A 7,705-nucleotide genomic window follows, 5' to 3' on the forward strand; every position below is an offset into this window, starting at 1 on the left:
ACTTGCGCGTCCAGGGGTTCGAGTTGGTACCGACCGATCCGCGCTGTGCGTTCGTAGTCAACTGCGACCTGCCGGCGGGGCTCGCGAAAGAATGTGTCGAAGGCGGGGAGATCGTACTCAATGGGGACGCTATACCTCGGCGTTTCGTCCCAGGGAGATCCTCATGGCCACTCGGGAGCGCCTCGAAGCGGATCAGACGCGGCGGGCCTCGCGCTTCGAGGCCACGAGGGAAGCCAGGATCCCGAGGAAGAGAATCCCCAAGATCACCCCCAAGGAAACGGCGATCGGGAGGTGGACATAGTGGGAGAGCAGCATCTTGATCCCCACGAAGGCGAGGACGAAGGCGAGGCTGGTCTTCAGGTAGCGGAACTTCTCCATGGCCCCCGCCATGAGGAAGTACATGGACCGCAACCCCAGGATGGCGAAGATGTTGGAGGTGAAGACGATGAACGGATCCTGAGTGATCGCGAAGATCGCTGGGATGGAGTCGACGGCAAAAAGCGTATCGGCGCTGTCCACCACGAGGAGAACGAGGAAGAGCGGGGTGATGGCGTGCCTGCCGTTGACGCGGGTGAAGAACTTCTCCCCTTCCAGCCGCGGCGAGACCGGGTAGACCCGTCGGGCCAGACGAAAGAGGATGTCCTTTTCGGGGTCGTATTTCTCCTCGCGCGCAAAGATCATCCGGATCGCGGTGAACACGAGGAAGACGCCGAAGACGAGGATGATCCATTCGAAGCGGCGGATGAGTGCGATTCCTGCGGCGATCATGATGCCGCGCAAGACGATGGCTCCCAGGATGCCCCAGAAGAGCACCCGGTGCTGGTACATCGTCGGAACCTTGAAGTGGTCGAAGATGAGAGCGATGACGAAGACGTTGTCCAGACTCAGGGATTCCTCGACGATGTAGCCCGTGAGGTATTGCAGGAACGCCCGTTGTCCCGACGTCTCGTGTCCGGGTTGCAGTCCCATGCCGAGCCAGTGCCGGTCGTACATGAAGTACACCAGCACGCCGAAGAGGAGCGCCAGGCTGATCCAGACCGAGGTCCACGCCAGGGCTTCGCGCATGGGGACGATGCGGGCGTGCCGGTGGAAGACGCCGAGGTCGAGCGCCAGCACGGAGAGGACGAAGACGAGGAAGCCGATCAGAAACCAGTCCATCCCCACTCCAGGCTAGGCCTCTCCCCGCGCCGCGGCGCCGGCGCGAGGGCGGCACGAGTCCTCTCAGCGCCTGCTCGGCGCATCCTGCAACACCTTGCCGCCGGCAGCGTGGACGGCGAACTGGAAACCGGGGCGCACGCTGCAGGCGCCGATTTCCCCGTTCCGGTTCAAGGCGAGGAAGCCGACCTGCAGGTCTTCCGGTTCGGGCGTGCGGCTCTGGACACGAGCCACCGCTTCCCGGCAGGCATCGTCGGGCGAGAGTCCCCGCCGCATCAGCTCCACGATGAGGAAGCTCCCTGAAACCCGGATCACCGCTTCGCCGAGACCGGTAGCGCAGGCGGCACCCACCGCATCGTCGACGTAGAGACCCGCGCCGATGAGGGGCGAGTCGCCGACCCGGCCGTGCATCTTGAAGGCGAGGCCGCTGGTGGTGCAGGCGCCGGCGAGGCGGCCACGGCCGTCGATGGCGAGCATGCCGATGGTGTCGTGGCTGCGTGCCGGCTTGTAGTCGTGATCCTTGCACCACTTCTTCCACGCCGCTTCCGCTTTGGGGGTGAGGAGATTCTCTTTCGGGAAGCCCTGCTCCAGGGCGAAACGCAGGGCCCCCTCGCCGGCGAGCACCACGTGCGGCGTGCGCTCCATGACGCGTCGCGCCACCGAGGTCGGGTGCATGATGTGCTGGAGAAAGACGACGGAACCGCATTGGCCTTGGCCGTTCATGATGCAGGCGTCCAGCGTTACCCGGCCGTCCCGATCGGGGAGGCCGCCGAGCCCCACGGAGTCCACTTCCGGGTCGGCCTCGGTGACGCGCACGCCTGTCTCCACCGCATCGAGGGCGAGACCGTCCTTTTCCAGAACTGCCCAGGCCGCGGCGTTGGCGGCGACTCCATGGGACCAGGTGGAAACCACCAGCGGGCGGCGCGGTGGACCGGCCGGGGCGAGCTCCTGTGCTGCAGCGCGGCCGGCGAGTCCCAAGGCGGGCAGACCGAGGAGCCAGGTTTCGAGGAAAGCACGCCGGCTCGAGGAACGGGCGGCGATGTTCTTGCGCTCCGACACGGCTTGGTCTCTCCGCTCGACGACGGTTCGCACGTCGCGCGGGGAATCACCGGGCCTCGGCGGCCGTCCGGATGCGGTGCGTATCCCGCGCTGCTCCCGCGCGCCGCCGGCCTCTGCCTCCGGCCGGGGCGCAGGCAGTGTACGCACCGGCATGCCGGCAGGCCAGCGAAACCGGTACACCGGCAGGCCAGCGAAACCGGTAATGGTGCGAGGTGCGGGGCGATCCGATATACTCCGCCGCGCGCCGAGGGGAGGCGCGGGAGATTCACGGGATGACGAGCCAACCGCTGGGTCGGATCCTCGCGGCTCTCGCGTACGGCGCGACGGTTTCCGTGGCGGCCACGCCTGCCGCGCAGGAGCTCATCGCGCAGCCTCGCTGCACTCTCCTCCTCATCGATGTCCACAGCCTCCGCGACGACATCGTCGTCCGGACCCCGGCCGTGGCCGATGCTCCATACCTCTACAAAGGTTGGACCCAAGCGCAGAAGGCGGAGCTTTCGACCTTCGACCAATTCGCCATGCTGCGTCTCTGGGATCGGGCCTTGTTCGAGGATGGGCGGGTCGAGTCCGAGAGCTGGCAAATGGAACTCATGCCCAGCTCTCCCACGGCGCTCGTGGTGCGCAGCCAGGGTGGGCGCGGCGACTACGATCTCTCCGGAATGCCCTTGCAGAGCTTGAGCGTGTTCGCGCAGGGAACGAAGGTGCGACTCGCCTTCGGGCGGCCGGGCACGGAGCGGCTCGAGGTCGCCTGGGCGAGCGTCTACGACGGCAGCCTCGAGCTTTCACGCTTTCTGAACGCCCGGCCGGCGCAGGCGGCGCTGCGCGTCCTGGGGAGCGAGGTGCGCCTCGATCTGGGAGGGGAGCCGTTCGCCGGGGAAGCCCGCCTCGTGCTCAGCGGCGCGGCAAAATCTCTCGCCCTCGTTTTGCGGCGCGATGTGGGGTTGCAGGTCCGTGCCCCCGAGGCGGTGCTGCGCCGCTGCGCGGCACCGCACCTGCAGTCGATTCCGGGCGGCTTGCGCAGCGCCGACTTCGAGCGCGCCGGCTGCCGGGTGGACCTGCAGGTGCTGGACGCCATCGGGGACGTGCGCGTCACCTGGGAAGGCGAGGCCGGAACCGCCGCGGTGCAGAACCCGGCCGAGCCTGCCGAGACCGCGCCGGTCCTGACGGGGGAGGAGCTGGATCGCGCCATCGAAGCGCAGATCGCCGCCTTCCTCGTGCTCGCGTCGCGGCGCGAGTACGATGCGGCGGCGGAAAAGCTGCGCGGGATGGAACAGCTCCAGCCCGGAGACGGGCGCTTGCTCTTTCTGGAGAAGTGGCTGCGCGAGCATCCCAACCTGCGCTTCGATGTGGTGCCGATTCTGGGCGAGGCGGAAACGCGCTTTCGCGAAGGGCTGGACTACTACGTGGTCGGCCAGCGTGAGGAAGCGCTGCTCCGCTTCAAGGAGGCCGCCCGGCTCGACCCGAAGCTGGTGACGGCGGCGACCTGGGCCCGGAAAACGGCAGAGGATATCGAGCAGCAGGCTACCGGTGGCAGCGGTAGCGGCGCGAGCACGACGGGCGGCAAGGCAGCGGCAGGCGGGAATGCAGCGCCGGCCGGCCGCCCAGCGGTCGGCTCGGCCCCCGGTACCGCCGAACGCATCGTGGTGTTGAGCAGCGCTCCGGTCTTCGCCGTGCGCTCTCCCGCTCGACCGTCGGTGGCTACCCGCGCCGATCGCATCGAGTTCACCGGCCAGGTGGCGGACGACGTCGGCGTCGATCGCATCGAGGCGGCCCTCAATGGCGAGCCCATCCGGGATCGAAGAGGCGAGGTCGTGGCGATCCGGCCGCGCTCCGCGGCAGCCGACTCGAGTCGGCAACTCGAATTCGCCTTCGCGGTGCCGCTGCGTCCAGGGAGAAACGAGGTGGTGCTCACCGCCCACGACGTGGACGCGACGGCGCACCGGACGAGCGCGCGTTTCACCGTGTTGCGCCAGCCTCCCTTCTATCGCACCGGCACCTTCGCCATCGTTCTCGGTGGCGTCGCCATTCTGGTCGTGGCCGCATGGCTCGTACTCCGCCTCACCCGCACCCGGTCGCCAGCGTGAGAACGAGAGGAAGCGCATGAGGCGGCGGCCGGGTGGCCCTCGTCACCCACTCCGGGGTCTCGTCGTCCTCCTGGCCGCAGTCGCTCCTTGCGGCCGTGCCGCGGCGCAACCGCTCGGTCTGGCCAACGACCGTTCCCACCCTGAGCTCCGCTGGATGGAGCGCCAGACCGAACACTTCATCATCATCTATCACCAGGGATTGGAAGCGACGGCCGAGCGCGCCGCGACGATCGCCGAGCAGGTGTACGAGCCCATCACCCGGGGGCTCGAGATCGAGATGGGCGGCAAGACGAGCCTGCTGCTCTCGGAGGAAGACGAGACCGTGAACGGCTTCGCTCTGCCCCGGCGCATCTTCATCTGGGTGCACGTGAACGATTACGCTGGCCGTTTCGGCAGCGAAGAGAAGTGGCTGCGCTTGGTCATCGCCCACGAATTCCAGCACGTGGTGTGGATGGAGGCGGCGCGGGACTGGACCGGGGTGTGGAGTCTGTTCCAAACGCCGGCCTGGTTCCTCGAGGGGCTGGCGGAGTACTGCACCGAGGAGTGGGGCGCCTACCGAAGCGATCTGCAATTGCGCAGCCACGTGCTGCGGGACCGCGAAGAGGACCTGGATCCGCACGATAGCGGCTTCAGCAGGGTGCGCTATCTCGCAGCGCAGTATGGCGACAGCGCCATCGTCCGGGCGGTGAAGGCGCGGCGCCTGCTCGGTCTCGCCGACTTCGATGGCGGCTTCCGCGCCGCCACCGGGGTGAGCCGGCGCGATTTCCTGGAGGAATGGCGGCGCGCGGTGTCGGCGTACACCTACGCCCTCTACGGCCAGAAGGAGGCCGTGGGCGCCGTGGGTACGCATCTGCGTTCGCCCTTGCCCCGACTGCAGACCCTCAGCTACTCCCCCGACGGCAAGCGGGTGGCGGGATTGGTGCGGCCTGCGGCCGCGCCGGCGCAGCTCGTGGTGGTGAGCAACGACAGCACCCGCATGATGTGGCGCGTCGACGACGGCATCCTGGACACGAGCTTCGCTTTCAACCCTGCGGGCACGGCTCTCGTCTACGCGAAGATGCACCGATCCCATCACGGCAGCCTGCTTTGGGACCTGAAGGTGGCCGACCTCGTAAGCGGCAAGACGCGCTGGCTCACCTCGGGGCGTCGTGCCAGCCATCCGCACTGGTCACCTGCGGGAGACCGCATCGCCTTCACTGCGATCGACGGGTCGACCACCAACATCTATACCTGCGCACCCGATGGTGGCCAGGTGAGGCCCCTCACCCAGCATGGTGAAGACGTGCAAGTGCTGGGGCCGCGCTTCAGCCCCGACGGCAGCCGGCTCGCCTTCACCCGCTTCGAGACAGGCAAGGGTGTCGATCTCGCGGTGATGGACCTCGCTTCCGGGACGACGAAGAGCGTCACCTCCGGTCCCGCCCGTGACCTGCGGCCGCTGTGGAGCCACGACGGCACGCGACTCTTCTTCACCAGCGATCGCAACGCCGACGATGTGCCCAACGTCTTCACCGTGCCCGCCGATGGTGGCGAGGCGCAGGTGGAGTGCATGACCGACGTCGGCGAGGCGATGTTCGCGCTCGACGTGGAGCCCGACAGCGGCTCCGTCGTCGCCGTGGCACTGGCGACGACGGACAGCGTGCGCCTCCGCCGCATCGCTCCGGAGCGCCGCGCCCACGAGGTGGAACCGGTGGTGGCGGCGCGCTTCGTCGACTGGCGGCACCAGCAGCCGGCGCATCCCATCCCGCCCATCGACCCCGAGCGCGTGCCGGCGCTGAGCGAGCCCAGGCCGTATCGCGCCTGGAGGCATGCGCGGAACACGGGCGCCTTCGTTTTTCCCTCCTTCGACCTGTGGGGAGTGATGGCGGCCGGACTGTGGGTCGACACGGCGCACCGGCACAGCGTCATCCTGGCGGGCGACGTGGGAACGGTGGACGAGCATTTCGGCATGCGCTGGTTCTACGGCAGGTGGGACGGGAGTCGGTTGCCCTTGGGCCTCCCCGGTTTTTTCCGTCTCTCCGGCGGCTATCAGTCGCGCCTCGGCCTACGTCTCTATGCCGGCGATCTCCTCTGGGACACCCGGGACCACCTGACCCTCGGCTGGCGGCAGCCGCTCAACGCCGGCGAGCATCTGTACGCGAAGCACGAGGTGGAGCTTCTCGCGGACTTCAGCAACGTCGAGGTGGAGGAACCGGAAAAATTCGGAGCGCAGGAGCTCGCGTCGGCGAACCTGCCGGCACCGCTCGTGGCGTATCGAGAACACAAGCTCGGCATCACCTACCGCTACAGCAAGAGGCCGCCGCACCGGGAGCCGGGGGATCATCCAAAGCGCGGTCACGGTTTCCTCGCCCGCTTCGAGTGGGCCGACGAGGCGCTGGGGAGCGACACCGAATTCCGCCGTGCCACGCTGGATGCGTGCAAGGCCTGGGGGCTGCCGTTCGCGGGCAGCGTCTTCGCCCGCGTGCAAGGCCAGGCCGTCTGGGGGACCCCGGCGCCGCAGGATTTCACCGGTTTGCGCGCCGACCCGCCCATTCTCCCCGTTCGTTACGGCGCCGCGTATGTCGCTGACGACGTGCTCGCCTTCGCCGACGCCTATGCGTTGCGCGGCTTCCCGCGCAATGTCCCAGGCGATCAGGCCCTCGTCGCCGGCCTGGAATGGCGGCTGCCGCTCACACCGGGGCTCCCGGTGGCGGCCTTCGGTTTATCCCTCGGTGGCGTGACCGGAGTCCTCTTCTACGAGCAGGGCCGCGTCTGGGGCGACAACACGCTGGCGCGGCACACCGCTGGATGGGAAGTACGCGTGCCGCTACGCTTCGGGCGCCGCGCCCTCCTGGTGCCGAGCTACGGCGAAGGGCAGACCCTGCCGTGGGAGCGGGAGGGAGCACCCTTCGTGCGCGACGAATACTTCCGCATCGCCATGGTGCGGCCGTTCTGACCCAATAGTCGTCGACGATCCATTTGCGCTGGTCCTGATCAATCGTCGTCGAGGATCCAGCTGCGGCCGTGGCGTTCGAGGAGAGCGTCGGCGGCCCGGGGGCCCCAGCTGCCGCGGGCGTAGACCTCGAGGGCCGGAGCCTGGGCGCCTTTCCAGCCGGCTTGGATGGAATCGATGAGCCGCCAGGAGAGCTCGATGCCGTCGGCGCGGGTGTAGAGCGAGGCGTCGCCGAGGAGAGCGTCGAGGAGGAGGCGCTCGTAGGCCTCGGGCAGCGCACCCTCGCCGAAATCCTCGGCGTAGTGGAACTCCATGTCCACCGGGCGCAGCTCGGCCGCCGTGTCCGGCACCTTCACCTCGAAGCGCATGTGGATGCCCTCGTCCGGTTGGATGTGGAGGGCGAGGTAGTTCTCCGAGAGCTGCGCCCCCGGCGGCAGCGGGAACATGAGGTGCGGCGGGCGGCGGAAGACGATGATGA

General features: G+C 68.3%; 5 protein-coding genes. 2 read left to right on the forward strand and 3 right to left on the reverse strand.

Features of this window, described 5'->3' with window-relative positions; genetic code table 11:
• Positions 1-192: 192 nt before the first annotated feature.
• Together VFE28_00030 and VFE28_00035 are read right to left on the reverse strand one after the other, a co-directional pair.
• A complete protein-coding gene (locus VFE28_00030) occupies positions 193-1,158 on the reverse strand; it encodes a TerC family protein (GenBank protein HZM14360.1) in 966 nt (321 codons plus the stop codon).
• Positions 1,159-1,221: 63 nt separating this feature from the next.
• Complete coding sequence (locus tag VFE28_00035; GenBank protein ID HZM14361.1) at positions 1,222-2,214, reverse strand: N(4)-(beta-N-acetylglucosaminyl)-L-asparaginase; 993 nt, start codon at positions 2,212-2,214, stop codon at positions 1,222-1,224.
• A gap of 272 nt (positions 2,215-2,486) precedes the next feature.
• Here VFE28_00035 and VFE28_00040 point away from each other — a divergent pair, with 272 nt between their 5' ends.
• Both VFE28_00040 and VFE28_00045 read left to right on the forward strand, forming a co-directional pair.
• Positions 2,487-4,298, forward strand: coding sequence for a hypothetical protein (locus VFE28_00040; GenBank protein ID HZM14362.1), 1,812 nt, complete (start codon positions 2,487-2,489; stop codon positions 4,296-4,298).
• A 16-nt stretch (positions 4,299-4,314) separates the two neighbouring features.
• Entirely contained in the window at positions 4,315-7,230 is a 2,916-nt protein-coding gene (locus tag VFE28_00045) for a hypothetical protein (protein ID HZM14363.1), read from the forward strand.
• Positions 7,231-7,268: 38 nt separating this feature from the next.
• On the opposite strand, the gene VFE28_00050 is transcribed toward VFE28_00045, so the two are convergent.
• Positions 7,269-7,705 (reverse strand): glucose-6-phosphate dehydrogenase (locus VFE28_00050; GenBank protein ID HZM14364.1); only part of this gene is annotated, 437 nt, incomplete at its 5' end.

Source organism: Candidatus Krumholzibacteriia bacterium, assembly GCA_035649275.1.
Lineage (GTDB): Bacteria > Krumholzibacteriota > Krumholzibacteriia.

Excerpts from the sequence above, each read along its gene's own strand:
- VFE28_00030 (HZM14360.1), bottom strand. The coding sequence starts at position 1,158 with ATGGACTGGTTTCTGATCGGCTTCCTCGTCTTCGTCCTCTCCGTGCTG.
- VFE28_00040 (HZM14362.1), top strand. The coding sequence starts at position 2,487 with ATGACGAGCCAACCGCTGGGTCGGATCCTCGCGGCTCTCGCGTACGGC.
- VFE28_00045 (HZM14363.1), top strand. The coding sequence starts at position 4,315 with ATGAGGCGGCGGCCGGGTGGCCCTCGTCACCCACTCCGGGGTCTCGTC.